The organism is Dechloromonas sp. HYN0024 (assembly GCF_003441615.1).
Classification (GTDB): domain Bacteria; phylum Pseudomonadota; class Gammaproteobacteria; order Burkholderiales; family Rhodocyclaceae; genus Azonexus.
Genome location: NZ_CP031842.1, coordinates 3,109,740 through 3,124,359, shown reverse-complemented (window position 1 = coordinate 3,124,359; position 14,620 = coordinate 3,109,740). Strand labels below are relative to the sequence as shown.

General features: G+C 61.6%; 16 protein-coding genes. 5 read left to right on the top strand and 11 right to left on the bottom strand.

The window, feature by feature from the left end; genetic code table 11:
- Nucleotides 1-3: 3 nt before the first annotated feature.
- Nucleotides 4-381 (top strand): PilZ domain-containing protein, encoded by a 378-nt coding sequence (locus HYN24_RS15040; protein WP_117610017.1) that lies wholly within the window; start codon nucleotides 4-6, stop codon nucleotides 379-381.
- Here HYN24_RS15040 and HYN24_RS15035 read toward each other — a convergent pair.
- The 5 genes from HYN24_RS15035 to HYN24_RS15015 form a co-directional block, all read right to left on the bottom strand.
- Entirely contained in the window at nucleotides 378-1,088 is a 711-nt protein-coding gene (locus tag HYN24_RS15035) for an ABC transporter ATP-binding protein (protein WP_117610016.1), read from the bottom strand. The two genes, HYN24_RS15040 and HYN24_RS15035, sit on opposite strands and share 4 nt — an antisense overlap.
- Nucleotides 1,085-1,840: an ABC transporter ATP-binding protein gene (locus tag HYN24_RS15030; protein WP_117610015.1), complete on the bottom strand. Its 756-nt coding sequence runs from the start codon at nucleotides 1,838-1,840 to the stop codon at nucleotides 1,085-1,087. The genes HYN24_RS15035 and HYN24_RS15030 overlap by 4 nt, the downstream gene beginning before the upstream one ends.
- Complete coding sequence (locus HYN24_RS15025) at nucleotides 1,833-2,780, bottom strand: branched-chain amino acid ABC transporter permease (RefSeq protein WP_117610014.1); 948 nt, start codon at nucleotides 2,778-2,780, stop codon at nucleotides 1,833-1,835. The genes HYN24_RS15030 and HYN24_RS15025 overlap by 8 nt, the downstream gene beginning before the upstream one ends.
- Nucleotides 2,780-3,706, bottom strand: coding sequence for a branched-chain amino acid ABC transporter permease (locus HYN24_RS15020; protein ID WP_117610013.1), 927 nt, complete (start codon nucleotides 3,704-3,706; stop codon nucleotides 2,780-2,782). Before HYN24_RS15020 ends, HYN24_RS15025 begins: the two co-directional genes overlap by 1 nt.
- Nucleotides 3,707-3,788: 82 nt before the next feature.
- Nucleotides 3,789-4,955 (bottom strand): ABC transporter substrate-binding protein, encoded by a 1,167-nt coding sequence (locus tag HYN24_RS15015; protein WP_117610411.1) that lies wholly within the window; start codon nucleotides 4,953-4,955, stop codon nucleotides 3,789-3,791.
- 99 nt (nucleotides 4,956-5,054) lie between these two features.
- On the opposite strand from HYN24_RS15015, the gene queC reads away from it, so the two are divergent.
- A complete protein-coding gene (gene queC / locus HYN24_RS15010; RefSeq protein ID WP_117610012.1) occupies nucleotides 5,055-5,732 on the top strand; it encodes a 7-cyano-7-deazaguanine synthase QueC in 678 nt (225 codons plus the stop codon).
- Nucleotides 5,733-5,734: 2 nt separating this feature from the next.
- Nucleotides 5,735-6,838 (top strand): YeeE/YedE family protein, encoded by a 1,104-nt coding sequence (locus HYN24_RS15005; protein ID WP_117610011.1) that lies wholly within the window; start codon nucleotides 5,735-5,737, stop codon nucleotides 6,836-6,838.
- Here HYN24_RS15005 and HYN24_RS15000 read toward each other — a convergent pair.
- Complete coding sequence (locus tag HYN24_RS15000) at nucleotides 6,835-7,053, bottom strand: hypothetical protein (RefSeq protein ID WP_117610010.1); 219 nt, start codon at nucleotides 7,051-7,053, stop codon at nucleotides 6,835-6,837. The two genes, HYN24_RS15005 and HYN24_RS15000, sit on opposite strands and share 4 nt — an antisense overlap.
- A 71-nt stretch (nucleotides 7,054-7,124) precedes the next feature.
- Between HYN24_RS15000 and HYN24_RS14995 the strand changes: the two genes are divergently transcribed.
- Entirely contained in the window at nucleotides 7,125-8,138 is a 1,014-nt protein-coding gene (locus HYN24_RS14995; protein ID WP_117610410.1) for an MBL fold metallo-hydrolase, read from the top strand.
- 103 nt (nucleotides 8,139-8,241) lie between these two features.
- The gene (locus HYN24_RS14990; RefSeq protein WP_117610009.1) at nucleotides 8,242-9,741 is read left to right on the top strand and encodes a YdiU family protein; all 1,500 of its coding nucleotides are present in this window, start codon (nucleotides 8,242-8,244) and stop codon (nucleotides 9,739-9,741) included.
- A 206-nt stretch (nucleotides 9,742-9,947) separates the two neighbouring features.
- Here HYN24_RS14990 and HYN24_RS14985 read toward each other — a convergent pair whose 3' ends face one another.
- The 5 genes from HYN24_RS14985 to HYN24_RS14965 form a co-directional block, all read right to left on the bottom strand.
- Nucleotides 9,948-10,829, bottom strand: coding sequence for a Tim44 domain-containing protein (locus HYN24_RS14985; RefSeq protein ID WP_117610008.1), 882 nt, complete (start codon nucleotides 10,827-10,829; stop codon nucleotides 9,948-9,950).
- 100 nt (nucleotides 10,830-10,929) lie between these two features.
- On the bottom strand, nucleotides 10,930-12,213 hold the full coding sequence (locus HYN24_RS14980) for a cobyrinate a,c-diamide synthase (RefSeq protein ID WP_117610007.1): 1,284 nt from the start codon (nucleotides 12,211-12,213) through the stop codon (nucleotides 10,930-10,932).
- Nucleotides 12,213-12,803 carry a cob(I)yrinic acid a,c-diamide adenosyltransferase gene (gene cobO, locus HYN24_RS14975; RefSeq protein WP_117610006.1) on the bottom strand — a complete coding sequence of 197 codons (591 nt, stop codon included), beginning with the start codon at nucleotides 12,801-12,803 and terminating at the stop codon, nucleotides 12,213-12,215. The genes HYN24_RS14980 and cobO overlap by 1 nt, the downstream gene beginning before the upstream one ends.
- Nucleotides 12,804-12,871: 68 nt before the next feature.
- The gene (locus tag HYN24_RS14970) at nucleotides 12,872-13,645 is read right to left on the bottom strand and encodes an ABC transporter ATP-binding protein (RefSeq protein ID WP_117610005.1); all 774 of its coding nucleotides are present in this window, start codon (nucleotides 13,643-13,645) and stop codon (nucleotides 12,872-12,874) included.
- On the bottom strand, nucleotides 13,642-14,619 hold the full coding sequence (locus HYN24_RS14965; protein ID WP_117610004.1) for an iron ABC transporter permease: 978 nt from the start codon (nucleotides 14,617-14,619) through the stop codon (nucleotides 13,642-13,644). Before HYN24_RS14965 ends, HYN24_RS14970 begins: the two co-directional genes overlap by 4 nt.
- Nucleotide 14,620: the final 1 nt, after the last annotated feature.

The window sequence follows — 14,620 nt, the reverse complement described above, 5'->3', positions numbered from 1 at the left end:
CCCATGCAGCAAAATCGCCGCAAGTTTTCCCGCATTCCCTTCCAGGCTGAAGCCAGCCTGTTACTCCCCGATGGTGCACAGCCCGTTGATGTGATTGACCTCTCGCTCAAGGGGGCCATGGTCCGTCCGCGGGGCAGCATGTACGTGACGGTGGGCACCAACTGCCCATTGGTCATCCGGCTTGACCAGGGGGAAACCAACATCCGTATGGAAGTTACGGTCATTCGTCATCTGACCGATCGCTACGGCTTGGCCTGTCGCGATATCGATCTCGATAGCGTTACCCACCTGCGTCGGCTGGTCGCCCTCAATCTGGGCGACGAGGCTCTGGCTGATCGCGAGTTTGCGCTGCTTCAGGAAGCATTACCGACTGGCCGCTAGATGCCGAGATAGCGGTGCCAGATGCCGTGATCGGCATCCAATTCATGTGAACTGCCCTGCCATACGACCCGGCCGCGTTCGATGATGGTGTGCCGGTCGGCCAGGGTGATCAGCTTTTCGACGTATTTGTCGATAACCAGGATACTTTGGCCGGCCGCCCGAAGGCGGGCCAGGCAGGACCAGATTTCATCGCGGACCAGCGGGGCCAGTCCTTCGGTCGCTTCGTCGAGAATGAGCAAGCGCGGATTGGTTACCAGGGCCCGACCGATCGCCAGCATCTGCTGCTCACCCCCCGATAGCTGATTGCCGAGATTCTTCGCGCGTTCGTGCAGACGCGGGAAAAGTTGGTAAACGCGAGCCGGCGTCCACGCTTCGGCGAGGCTACGCCGGTTGGCGTAAAAGGCGATCAGATGCTCGTCGACCGTCAGATTCGGGAAGCACTGGCGGCCCTCGGGAACCAGCGCTATGCCGGCCCGGCCAATGCGGTCCGGTCGCCAGCCATCGATCCGTTCGCCAGCGAAGCGGATGCTCCCGCCTTTGACCGGCTCAAGCCCGCAGATGGCGCGCAGCGTTGTCGTCTTGCCCATGCCGTTGCGGCCGAGCAGGGTGGCCGCTTCGCCCTCCTGCAGGCTGAGGTCGAGGCCGAACAACACCTGGCTCGGCCCATAGGCGACCTCCAGGCCACTGATTTCAAGCAGTGCGCTCACAGATGGTCTCCGAGATAGGCACGCCGCACGTCGGGGTTGGCGCGCACGGCCTCCGGTTCGCCGGTACAGATCAGCTGACCATTGACCAGTACCGAAATGCGGTCGGCCAGCCGGAAAACGGCGGCCATGTCGTGTTCAACCAGGAGGATGGTGACATGGCGGGCAAGGTGCTCGATCAATTCGACCATGCGGGCCGATTCTTCGGGGCCGGTACCGGCCATGGGCTCGTCGAGCAGCAGCATTTTTGGCCGGGTAGCCAGGGCCATGGCCAGTTCCAGCGCCCGCTGTTCTCCATGGGCGAGATTGCCGGCGACGGTCCCGGCGCGCTGTGCCAGGCCGACTTGGGCCAGATGAAGGTGCGCTTCGTCGAACAGGGCCGATTCGTTGCGTACCGGCTGCCAGAAACGGAAACTGCTACCGGCATCGCCTCTGCCTTGAACGGCCAGTGCCACGTTGTCGAGGGCAGTGAGGCCGAGAAAGACATTGGTGATCTGGTACGAGCGGGCCATGCCGGCGGCAACCCGCTGATGCATGGAAAGTCGGGTGACATCGCGGCCGGCAAAATGGATGCTGCCGGAATCCGGCTGCAGGGCACCGGAAACATGGTGGATGAACGTTGTCTTGCCCGCCCCGTTGGGGCCGATCAGGGCGTGAACCTCGCCCGACTCGACGCTGAAATTGATGTCCTTAAGCGCCTCGACGGCGGCAAAGCGGCGCGACAACTGGCGGACCTCGAGCAGTGCCTCAGCCATGTTGCTTCCCGAACAATGCCGCCACCCCTTTCGGGGCAAACAGTACGATGGCCAGCAATAGCAGGCCGAGACCGATGTGCCAGTGCAGCGTGATGCCGGCCAGCACCTCCTCAAGGCAGAGGAAGATCAGGGCGCCGACCAGACCGCCATACAGATAGCCGACACCACCGATGATAACCATCATCAGGAGCGTGCCGGACTGAGTCCACACCAGCAGGTTGGGACTGGCCAGCCCGGTCAGATTAGCGAGTAGGGCACCGGCCAGGCCGGCCAGGGCGCCTCCGAGGATGAAACAGCTGAGGCGATAGCGGAAAACCGGGTAGCCGAGCGCCTCCATCCGTGTCTCGTTTTCGCGGATGGCCTGAATGACCCGACCGAAACGGGCATCAGCCATCCGGCCGAGAAAAAGGATGACCAGAGCCAGGCAAGCCAGCGCGGCGTAATACAGGGCGGCATCGCTGCCCAGGCTGAAGCCCCCCAGCGTCATTCGGCTGACCAGCGGCAGGCCATCGTCGCCGCCCCAGGCGCGGGCCGAAATAACCAGGTAGTAGGCCATCTGGGCAAAGGCCAGGGTGATCATGATGAAATAGACGCCGCGCGTACGCAGGCTGATGGCCCCGACCAGCAATGCGAAAAGTCCGGCTGCCAGCATGGCCAGCGGGAAGGCCAGCAGGGCATCGGAGATGCCGCTGCTCAGGCAGATGGCCGCCGTGTACGCGCCAATGCCGAAAAAGGCGGCATGGCCGAGTGAGAACATGCCGCCGAAACCAAGTACCAGATTGAGGCTGGAGGCGGCCAGGGCGAAGATCAGGATTCGGGTGGCAAAGCCGATATAGAACGCCTGGCCGAATGCCGACAGCACCGCCGGCAGGGCAAGCAGGGTCAGCAGCAAGGCCAGGGCGACGGGCTTTTGGTAAGCGGCGGGACGGTAGAAAGCCATTAGGCGCGGGCCGGGAAAAGGCCTTGCGGCCTGAAGAAGAGGATGCCGGCCATGAGCAGGTAGATGAGGATCGAGGCCAGCGCCGGGCCGAGTGTGGAGGCTGCGTCGGCTGGCAGGAGGACGCGCAACAGGGTGGGGAGCAGGGCCCGACCGAGGGTATCGACCGAGCCGACGATCAGACTGCCGACCAGGGCGCCCCGGATCGAGCCGATGCCACCGATGATGATGACGACGAAAGCGAGGATCAGCACGCTCTCCCCCATGCCGACCTGAACCGCCAGCAAGGGGCCGAGCAGGCCGCCGGCCAAGGCACAGAGCGCAGCCCCGAAGACAAAGACGGCAGTGAACAGGCCCTGAACATTGATGCCCAGGGCTTCGGTCATTTCCCGATTCGAGGCGCCGGCCCGCACCCACATGCCGAGCCGGCTTTTGGCAACGAGCAGGTAAAGCATCCCGGCGACACCAAGGCCGAAGGCAATGATGACCAGCCGGTAAGCCGGGTAGAAATACTCATCGCCAAAGAGTGAAATCACCACCGGGCCGGAAAGGGACTCCGGCGGGTTGAGCATTACTGGCTGGGCGCCCCAGATCACCCGGACCGCTTCGTTGGCGATCAGGATCAGGGCGAAGGTGGCGAGCACCTGCGACAGGTGGTCTCGCTTGTACAGCCGGCGGAACAGCGACAGTTCGAGCAGCAGACCGAGGACAGCGGCACCAGCGACCCCCGTCGCGAGGCCAATCCAGAACGAATCGGCCGCTTGCGTGGCTGCCGCGACGAAGTAAGCGCCCACCATGTAAAGCGAACCGTGCGCCAGATTGATGCAGTCCATGATGCCGAAGACGAGCGTCAGCCCGGCCGCTAGCAGGAAGAGCATGAGGCCGAATTGGAGTCCGTTGAGGGCTTGTTCAAGGAATAACTGGGTCATGGTAGGCAATGCTGCATTCCCGCAGGGCAGGAATGCAGCGAGTGAGACGGGCAATGGCGAGCGCCAAAGGGGCGCCGATAAATCACTTCATCTTGCAGGCGGCTACATAGGCGTCCGCATGGTTGGTGAAGATGGTGCCCATCGTTTTGTTGGTGACCCGGCCGCTGGCATCCTTGCCGATGGCGCGCAGGTAGTAGTTCTGTACCGGGTAGTGATTGGTGTTGAACTTGAAGTCGCCGCGTACCGATTTGAAGCGCTTGGCTTCAAGGGCTTTTTGCAGGGCCGTCTTGTCGTCGACCTTGCCTTTTACATCACGCACGGCGCCGTCCATCATCAACGCGGCATCGTAACCCTGCGAGGCGTAGAGCGAGGGCAGGCGGCCGTATTCCTTCTGGAAATCAGCCACGAAGCGCTTGTTCTCGGCGTTGTCCATGTCGTGCGCCCAATGCGACGAGTTGAACATGCCCATCATCGAACTGCCGACGGCCTTGATGACATCCTCGTCAGCCGAGAAGCCGGGCGCGAACAACTGGGTGTCGCGTGACAGGCCGGCCGAGACGAACTGTTTCACGAAGTTGATGCCCATGCCGCCGGGCAGGAAGAAGAACAGTGCGTCGGGTTTCAGATTGCGGATTTGCGCCAGTTCGGCGGCGTAATCGAGCTGGCCGAGCTTGGTGTAGACCTCTTCGGCGACCTTGCCCTTGTAATAACGCTTGAAGCCGGAAACGGCATCCTTGCCGCCGGGGTAGTTGGGCGTGACGATCACGACGTTCTTGAAGCCCTTGTCCTGGACAACCTTGCCGACGGCCTCATGGAGGTTGTCGTTTTGCCAGGCGACGTTGAAGAAGTAGGGGTTGCACTGCTCGCCAGCATATTGCGAGGGGCCGGCGTTGGCCGAAATGTAGAAGGTCTTGTTGTCGAAAACGCTCGGGCCGACGGCGAGCATGATGTTGGAGAAAACGATGCCGGTCATGAAATCGACCTTGTCCTTCTTGAGGAACTTGTCAGCCGCCTGCTTGGCGATATCGGGGCTTTGCTGGTCGTCGGCGATCAGCACGTCGGCCGGCAGTCCGCCCAGTTTGCCATTCAGATGCTTCATCGCCAGATTGAAACCGTCGCGGATATCGACGCCGAGGCCGGCCCCGGGGCCGGACAGGGTGGACACCAGACCGACCTTGATCTGGTCGGCGGCGTGAGCAGAACCAGCCAGCATCAGCGCGGTGGCAAGGACGGTCAGGCGAAGCGACATGCGAATCTCCGGCAAAAAGGTCGATAACGGCAAATTGTAGCGCAGGAACAAGCAGATACCGGATCAAAGGAAGCCGATTTTCAGGTATATTCGCGCCCCATGATGAAGCCAGCTGTCGTTCTCCTTTCCGGTGGACTCGATTCCGCCACTTGTCTCGCCATAGCCCGTAGCCAGGGTTTTGACTGTTATTGTCTGTCGTTCAACTACGGCCAGCGTCACTGTGCCGAGTTGCAGGCAGCCGATCGTGTCGTCAAGGCGCTGGGCGCGGTCGAGCATCGCGTACTCAATCTGGGACTGGCCCAGTTCGGCGGCTCGGCCTTGACCGATAGCGCCATCAACGTCCCGGTCGACGGCGTCCAGCCTGGCATCCCCGTGACCTACGTGCCGGCCCGCAACACCATCATGCTCTCGCTGGCCCTGGCTTGGGCTGAGGTGCTGGGCAGCCGCGACATTTTCGTCGGCATCAACGCGGTCGATTATTCGGGTTACCCGGACTGCCGCCCGGAATACCTCGCGGCCTTCGAAAAGATGGCCAATCTGGCGACCAGAGCCGGGGTCGAGGGGGTAAAACTGAGTATTCATGCGCCGCTGATCGACCTTTCAAAGGCCGACATCATTCGTACTGGCGCTGCTCTCGGTGTTGATTACGGCCTGACCGTCTCCTGCTACCAGGCCGATCAACTCGGTCGTGCCTGCGGGGTCTGCGATTCATGCCGCCTGCGCGCCGAAGGCTTTGCCGCCGCCGGCCTGACCGATCCAACCATTTACCAGGCCTGATCATGGAAATTGCCGCCCTTTCTTCGACCGTTCAATGGCTGGCTTTTGTCGTCGCGTTTGTCTTTGGGGCCATCGGCCAGAAAACCCATTTTTGTACCATGGGTGCCGTTTCCGACATCGTCAATATGGGTGACTGGAGTCGCATGCGCATGTGGCTGCTGGCCATTGGTGTGGCCATTCTGGGGGCGGGTGCGCTGCATGGCGCCGGGCTGATCGACCTCGGTAAATCGATCTACCGGACGCCCAATTTCACCTGGCTGTCCTACCTTGTCGGCGGGGCGACTTTCGGCATCGGCATGGTGCTCGCTTCCGGCTGTGGCTCGAAGACGCTGATCCGTATCGGTGGCGGCAATCTCAAGTCAGTGGTGGTCTTTCTCGTCCTTGGCCTTGTCGCTTACATGACGATGCGTGGCGTTTTCGGTGTTTTTCGCGTCAATGTGCTGGAAAAGGCGGTCATCGTCATGCCGGGGGGGCAGGATATTCCGGCCCTGCTCAGGGCCGTTGGCATGGAGCCGAAGACGGCCTTTCTGCTCGCCGTGCTTGCTATCGGCGGTGGGCTGACCGCCTTCTGTCTGCTCAAGCGGGATTTCTGGAGTTTCGATAATCTGCTGGGCGGTATCGGTATTGGCCTGACCGTCGTCGCGGCCTGGTATGTCAGCGGTCATGTCGGTTATCTGGTCGAGCATCCGGAGACGCTTGAAGAGGCCTTTCTGACGACCAACAGTGGGCGCATGGAGTCGCTGACATTCGTCGCTGCGCAGGCCTATACGCTGGAGTTGCTCATGCTGTGGTCCGATACCAGTCGCACCCTGAGCTTTGCCATCGCCACGGTGCTCGGCGTCATTGCCGGTTCGGGGGTGTGGGCCCTAGCCACCGGGAAATTCCGCTGGGAAGGGTTTGCCAGCGTCGAGGATACGGCCAGTCACCTGCTCGGTGCGGCGCTGATGGGTTTTGGTGGCGTCGTCGGTCTGGGTTGTACGGTCGGTCAGGGAATTAGCGGTTTTTCGACCCTGGCGCTTGGTTCAATCGTCACCTTTCTGGCCATCGTTGGCGGCGCAGCGGTAACGGTCAAGGTTCAGTACTGGCGGCTGATGCGCGAAGACTAGGCTTCTTCGCCTTCCTTCAGTTTTTCGATGACCAGCGGGAAGGCGCCGGAGCCGATCAGGGCAATGGCCGACACGATGAATGCCAGGCCGGCCATCGGGTCATCGAGAACCGGGTGCAACGCGGCACCGAAGCCTGCCAGGCTGATGGCACCAGGAATGGCGCAAAGGATGCCGAGGCTGGTCAGGGCGACAAAAGAGAACGGGTAGTGGCGCATGGTGTCAGTGTAGACGAGCGCCGCATTCGGCGCGATGATAGCGTTCTATTTTAACATTTCAGGAGATGCTCATGGACCGTCGCGATTTTCTCCGCTCCGTGGCGGCCATTTCGGCGCTCTGGGCGGTTGAGTTTGCCCCATGGCAGTCGATGAGCGCATTCGCCAGCGAGATGGATGATTTTGTCCGTGGCCCGGCCATCAAGGACTATCCACTGCGTCAGGTTTCGAAGCACGTATCAATCATCTTTACCCCGCACGGTTTTCCGACCCCCGACAACCAGGGAATGATGAGCAACATCACCTTCGTCAATACCAGCAAAGGGGTCGTTGTCATCGATACCGGGGCGTCGGTGCAGATTGGTGAAATGGCCATACGGCAACTGGAAAAGAATTTCCGGAAGCCGGTGGTCGCCATCATCAACACCCATTACCACGGTGACCACTGGCTCGGGAATCATGCCTATGTCGAGCGTTACGGTAATAGTCTGCCGATGTATGCGCATGCCGGCACCATCCAGGCCGTTAAGGGGATTCAGGGTAGCCTGTGGCTGTCGCTGATCGAGAAGGCCACCAACGAGGCTTCCCTTGGCACCCGCATCGTGCCGCCCAACATGCCGCTGGAGCATGGGGCTGAACTCAGGTTTGGCGATGTCACCTTGCGCATTCACCATTACGGTAAGGTTCATACGCCGTCCGACCTGTGTGTCGAGGTGGTTGAAGACGGCGTCACCCTGGTGGGCGATATTGCCATGAACCAGCGCATCGCCAATATGGATGATGGCTCCTATCTGGGGACTTTCAAGGCGTACGACGCACTGGAGAAGTCGACCCGGACCAAGATCTGGCTACCGGCTCACGGTGTGCCGGCCGCTAATGTACTGGCGTGGAACCGCGCGTTGTTCGAGGGAATCTACTATCCCTGCGAACAGGCCATCAAGGATGGACTGCCGCTTGAAGAGGCCAAGACGCTGGTTCTCAAGGACAAGCGTGTCGCCAGTCAGGCTAAAAACACCAAGGGTTTCGAGGCCAATATCGGCAAGTACGTGAGCATCGCCTATCTTGAAGCTGAAGCGGCCGGCTTCTGACGCGCGAACCATCCTCGGCTTTCGTGTTCTGAAGGAGATCCGGACCGGCATGCCCTTTGCTGTGTGCCGGACTCTCCCGACTTTTTGACAGAAATCCGACATCATGAATGCCGCTGAACCTTTTCTGGGCGAACTGCCCGTCTTTGCCAACAGTTTTGCCAGCCTGCCCGCGGCTTTCTACACCCGTCTTCCGCCACATCCCCTGCCCGATCCTTACGTTGTCGGTATCAGCCATGACGTCGCTGATCTGCTGGGTCTGCCCGATGGGCTGCTGAATAGTCCCCAATTCGCTGAAATCTTCGCCGGCAATCGCCTGCTACCTGGCAGCGAGCCGCTCGCTGCTGTCTACTCCGGTCATCAGTTCGGCGTTTGGGCGGGCCAGTTGGGCGATGGTCGGGCCCATTTGCTGGGTGGCCTGCACAACGAAAGCGGGCACTGGGAAATCCAGCTCAAGGGGGCGGGAAAGACACCCTATTCGCGCGGTGCCGACGGACGGGCAGTGCTCCGTTCATCGATACGTGAATTTCTTTGCTCGGAAGCAATGGCCGGCCTTGGCGTGCCGACTACCCGGGCGCTGTGCGTGATCGGCGCCGAGCAACCGGTGCGCCGCGAGGAAATCGAGACGGCTGCCGTCGTGGCGCGGGTGGCACCCGGTTTTGTCCGTTTTGGCTCTTTCGAGCATTGGGCCTCGCGTGACAGGAAGCTGGAAGTGCAGCAACTGGCTGACTACGTCATTGATACCTTTCGCCCTGGGTGTCGTATTGCCGCCAATCCCTACGATGCGCTGCTGCGCGATGTGTCGGTTCGTACCGGCGAACTGATGGCGCACTGGATGGCGGTCGGCTTCATGCACGGCGTGATGAATACCGACAACATGTCGATCCTCGGCCTGACCCTTGATTACGGGCCTTTTGGTTTCATGGAGGCCTTTGATTCGGGCCACATCTGTAACCACTCCGACACCTATGGTCGTTATACCTACCGTAACCAGCCACATGTCGGGCAGTGGAACCTCTATTGCCTGGCCGATGCCTTCCTGCCCTTGCTCAACCGTCCTGAAATTGCCCGCGCCGCGATTGATGAAACGTATGGCGATGCCTTCGAACAGACTTTTGCCCGGTTGATGCGCGCCAAGCTCGGTTTGCGGGAGGCCATGCCGGACGACGAAACCTTTATCGGCGAGACCTTTGGTTTCCTGCAGCAGCATCGGCCCGATTTCACGACATTCTTTCGCCTCCTGTCGCGGCTGCCGGGCGAAGCCGGGCGGGATAACCGGGCCGCGGCAGATGCGCCGTTGCGCGATCTGTTCATCGACCGTGCCGCTTGCGATGCCTGGCTGGATGGCTGGCGGACCCGTCTGGCGCAAACGCCGTGGGCAGATGAAGAACGGCAGGCAGCGATGCTCGCTAGCAACCCCAAGTACATTCTGCGCAACTGGCTGGCCGAGGCGGCTATTCGTCAGGCCAAGGCGAAGGACTTCTCGGGTGTGCAACGTTTGCTGACCTGTCTGCGCCGGCCCTTTGACGAGGAGCCGGAATTCGATGACTTGGCAGCCTTGCCGCCGGACTGGGCAAGCGGGCTGGAGGTCAGTTGCTCAAGTTGATGTTTGTCGTCCTGCCCTGAGCCATTTCAGAAGAATGATGAAAAGATAGTCCGGTTCGACCGGGCTTGGCGATGAAGTCGTCCATCCGGGATCAATGCAGCGTGCTATTTCCGAGTGATCTGGGATCGCCCCGCTTTTCTCGACGGCAGCCAATAAAAAAGGCTGGCCGGATTTCTCCGGCCAGCCTTGGTCAGGCCTGTCCAGGCTTACTGGACTTGTTGAATACCGGCGAGCACCCAGCCGCGGCTGTTGTCGGTCGGTTTGGTCATATGCCAGATTTCGTCGAAAGGAGCAGGAGCGGCGCCCTTTTCCTCGCTGATCAGGCCAGTGAAGCGGATGCTGACAATGTAGCGACTGGCTTCTTCAGCGACATCAAGAACTTCGCCGTTGAGCTGGGCAACGTCGGTTTCCTGTTGTGCCGCACCACGTTCGCCCATGCCCAGCTTGATCTCGGCGAACATTTCCGGCGAGGTAAATTCGCGGATGTCGTCGAGGTTGCCGGCATCATTGGCAGCCTGCAGACGGATGAAGTTAACCTTGGCGTTCCGGACAAAAGCCTCGACATCAAAGTCGGCCGGAATATTGCCCGCACCGGTTGCAGCAGCAATAGGTGCTGCGGCAGAACCGCCGGCTGGAATGAAGTCAGGTTCGTGCGGCGTATTGCTGCCGTAGTTCGGATTGGCGCCGGCGTATTGCAGGCCACCTTGCTGGGTAGCACCTGCTTTCTTGCGCATGAAGAAGCCAATCACCATGACGACCGCCATGATCAGCAGACCGATCATCATGAAATTGGCCAGACCTTCACCAAAGCCGAAGTGCGAAGCCAGTGCGGCCAGACCGATACCGGCAGCCAGGCCGGCCAACGGGCCCATCCACGAACGCTTGGGCTGGGCAGCCGGTGCCGCGGCTGGGGCTGACGGTGCCGGCGCGGGGGCTTGTCTGGCGGCCGACGGGGGGGCGCTCGGGGCGACTGACTGGCGTTGCATGCCAGAGGAACTGCCGCCGCCCAGGCGCTTGGCTTCGGCGTCGCCAATTTGCAGGGTGAGGCCGAGCACGACTGCTGCAGCCATCAGTACGAAATTCTTCATCGTTGTCTCCGTGTGGAAAAGTTACAAGCCGTAGTGTATCTGCTTCTCGTTGCCGAAAAATTAATCCAGGCCTGCGTGACTGTTCGTAAAAAACGAACAGTCACGCGTTCATGAACAGGCGGGCTGCGACAGCGGGATTCGATGGGAAGTAAAAATGCAGATAGGAGGCGGTCAGGCGATTTTTCCGGTAAACCGCTTCACCACTCCGACCATCCGCCGTTTTAGCCACGGTCAGTGGGGCAAGCGGTGTCTCGCTCCGGGAAAAATGAAACGTGTGGCCTGAGATATGGCCTTCCGGCAGATCGACAAATTGGGTACCGAGGGCAGCGAGCTGTTTTTGCATGATCGAACGGCCGGGCAGCAAATCGCCAAAGCGATGACTGATGCCGGCCTTGTCTACGACTTCAGAGAACAGGCTCATCATGCCGCCGCATTCCGCCAGCAGTGGCTTGCCGGAGGCAACATGGTCGTGCAGGGCATTCCAGAGCGAGGACTGACGGGCGAGCGTCTCGGTATGGAGTTCCGGGTAACCACCGGGAAGCCAGACGGCATCGCAGGCCGGAAGCGGATCGCCGGCGACGGGCGAGAAGAAGCAAAGTTCGGCCCCCTGCGCCTCAAGCGTATCCAGATTGGCTGGATAAATAAAACCGTAGGCGGCGTCGCGGGCGATGGCAATGCGCTGGCCGGCGAGCAGTGGGGTGCTGGTGGGCGGTCGAGCCACGGCGAAATCGATCGGTGGCGGCAGGTCGACGCTGGCACTGGCGGCCAGGGCATCAGCCAAATGGTCGAGGCGGGCTTCGAGGTCAGTAATCTCGCTCGCCTGGAGCAAACCGAGGTGGCGTTCGGGTAGGCTGTCATCGCATTTGGGCAGGGCACCAAACCAGCCGGTACCGGGTGGCAGGCTGTCGCGCAGCATCCGGGCATGGCCGGCGCTGCCGACACGGTTAGCCAGTACGCCGGCAAAGGGCAGGCCGGGCCGATAGCTGGCCAGGCCATGAGCGATGGCCCCAAAGGTCTGGGCCATCGCCCCGGCGTCGATCAGGGCCATAACCGGGATGCCGAAACGGATGGCGATGTCGGCCGCGGAAGGCTCGCCGTCGAACAGACCCATGACGCCTTCGATGAGGATCAGGTCGGAATCCTCTGCCGCCCGGGCCAGTCGCCAGCGGGCATCGTCGTCCCCGCACATGCCGAGATCAAGGTTGTAGCAGGGATGACCGCTGGCCGCAGCGTGAATTTGCGGATCGAGAAAATCCGGACCGCATTTGAAAACAGTGACCCGCCGCCCCTTACGTGTATGCAGTCGGGCCAGTGCAGCCGTGACAGTGGTCTTGCCCTGGCCGGAGGCTGGCGCGGCGATGAGCAATGCGGGGCAGGCTGGCATCAGAATTCGAGGCCGGGCATGGCCTTGATGCCGCTTTGGAATGCATGTTTCTCCATGCCGATTTCGCTGACCGTGTCGGCTGCGTCGCGCAGGGCTTGCGGCGCCCCGCGGCCGGTGATGATGACGTGCTGCATGGCTGGGCGGGTGAGCAGTTGACCGATCACGGTAGCGAGGTCGAGCCAGCCGTACTTGAAGGCATAGGTCATTTCGTCGAGAACGACGAGACCGATGGCCGGATCGTTCAAATGTTGACAGGCGATTTCCCAGGCGGCCTGGGCGGCCCTGGCGTCGCGGTCCTTGTCCTGGGTTTCCCAGGTGAAGCCTTCGCCACCGACATGCCAGGCGACATTCGGCTGCTGGCGGAAGAAAGCTTCCTCGCCGGTATCCGAGCGGCCTTTGACGAACTGAACAACACCAACTTTTTGCCCGTGACCAAGGGCGCGGGCGACCACGCCGAAAGCGGCGCTCGACTTGCCCTTGCCATTGCCGGTATTGACCACCAGTACGCCACGTTCTTCCTGGGCGGCGTCAATCTTGCTGTCAATGACGGCCTTTTTCTTCTGCATGCGTTCTTCGTGGGTGATGGTCATGTTTGTTTTCAAGAGATTTTCAAATAATGGGTAGCGACCACGCAACACAGGGCCGCCCTGACGCGCGACTATTCGGGAATGAAGCAGCGGTGGCCGCGGTCTTCGATCTGACGCAGGCCGTAACCGTAAAGTTCGGAGAGTTTTTCTGCCGTCAGAATGTCACCGACCACGCCGGTCTCGGTACGGCCATCGCCATAAACCAGCAAGGCGCGATCACAGAAACGATGGGCCAGCGCCGGATCGTGCAGGACCATGACAACACCTGCGCCACAGTCACGGGCTGCCCCGGAGAACAGTTCAAGGACCGCCATCTGGTGGTTGAGATCAAGGTGCGAGAGCGGTTCGTCGAGCAGGTAAAGCGGTGCCGCCTGGGTGAGCAGCGTGGCAATCGCCAGGCGCTGGCGTTCGCCGCCGGACAGCGTGTGAATCTGGCGGCCTTCCATGCCCTCCAGTCCGACCGACTTGAGGGCGCTACGGGCCAGCTCGGCATCACGGCTTGATTCCCAATCCCAGCGACCGAGATGCGGATGGCGACCGGTCAAAGCTGTTTCCAGAACGGTCGAGCCGAAAGGGTCGGACTGAAACTGGCCGAGCCAGGCACGACGCAGCGCTGCCTCGCGGGGATGGAGCAGGGCCGCATCTTCGCCATCAAGCAGAATGGCCCCGGCGGCGGGCGGACGGAGTCCCGCCAGGGTCGATAACAGGGTCGATTTTCCGGCGCCGTTACGGCCAAGTATGGCGATCCGTTCACCACTGGCGATACTCAGATCGACGCGATCAACCACCGTCTTGCCGCCAATTTCAACGACCAGTTGTCGGATGTCGAGAAGCGGCCGGCTCATTTTGGCTGCCTCGACAGCAGGAACAGAAATACGGGTACGCCAATCAGTGCGGTCAGCACGCCGACCGGCAGTTGTTGCGGGGCAATCAGTGTCCGCGCCAGGGTGTCGGCGAGGACCAGCAGCGAGCCGCCCGCCAATACCGACGCCGGCAGGAGCAGGCGCTGGTCGTTGCCGGTAGCCAGCCGGACTAGATGGGGGACAACCAGACCGACAAAGCCGATCGAGCCGGCCGTCGTCACCGAAGCCGCCGTAGCCAGGGAGGCCAGCAGGTAGATGGCATAGCGCAGGCGGCCAACGGCAACGCCCAGAGCCTGGGCCTGCATCAGCCCGCGTGAAAGCAGGTTGAGTTCGCGGGCAAAGGGCATGGTCAGCAGCAGCGCGACCAGCAGGGCGGCGAAGGCCGGCCACCACTGGGCACTCTGCCCGAGGTCGCCCATCAGCCAGAAGAGCATGCCGCGCAGCTTATGCTCCTCGGCGATCGTCAGCATCAGCGCGACCAGTGCGCCGCAGCCGGCAGCCACGATGACGCCGGTCAGCAGCAGACGGGTCTGGGTCCAGCTGCCATCACCGTGCGCCAGCCCGAAAACCAGCAGCATCGCGGCGAAAGCGCCAGCAAAGGCCAGCCCGTCGACGCCGAGCACAGGCAGGCCGAGCAGCATGGCGAGCATCGCGCCGACGCCGGCTCCGCCGGAAATGCCGAGTGCATACGGATCGGCCAGCGGATTGCGTAACAACACCTGCATTAGGGCGCCGGCCAATGCCAGCAAGCCGCCGCAGGCAAACCCGGCCAGGGCGCGCGGCAGACGGAGTTGCAGCACGACATCGCCAGACCCGCCCTCCTGACCGAACAGGGCGGCCAGGACGTCACTGTATGAAACCTTGAAACTGCCCACCGTTAACGCCAGCCCGATGCTCGCCACGGCCAGCAGGCAGAGGCTGATGAGAATCAGGATGGCGCGACGGCGGGTGGGCATA